General features: G+C 73.4%; 1 protein-coding gene. It reads left to right on the forward strand.

What is annotated here, in order from left to right; genetic code table 11:
• A partial coding sequence (locus tag KBX39_RS32995; protein ID WP_210874333.1) for an aromatic acid exporter family protein occupies positions 1-380 on the forward strand: 380 nt, incomplete at both ends.

Below are 380 nucleotides of genomic sequence, written 5' to 3' on the forward strand. Positions count from 1 at the left end.
ACCCTGCACGACCGGCTGCACCGGGTCCGGACCGCGTTCGGCCTGGCGGTGCAGGCCGGGCTCGCCGCCGGCCTGGCGTACCTGATCTCGCACCGGCTGCTGAAGAACCCGCAGCCGGTCTTCGCCCCGATCTCCGCCGTCGGCACGCTCGCCGCCTCGGTGGGGCAGCGGTTCCGGCGTACGGTCGAGCTGATCGCCGGCGTGGCCGTCGGCGTGCTGGTCGGCGACGCGCTCATCTACTTCGTCGGCACCGGCGCCTGGCAGCTCGCGCTCGTGGTGACCTCGGCGATCCTGCTGAGCATCTTCGCCGGGGCGAGCGTGGCGATCGTGATCCAGGCCGCGGCCACCGCGGTGCTGATCGTGACGCTCAGCCCGTCCAC

The sequence above is a fragment of the Micromonospora sp. D75 genome (assembly GCF_018070405.1).
GTDB classification, from domain to species: Bacteria; Actinomycetota; Actinomycetes; order Mycobacteriales; family Micromonosporaceae; genus Micromonospora; species Micromonospora chalcea.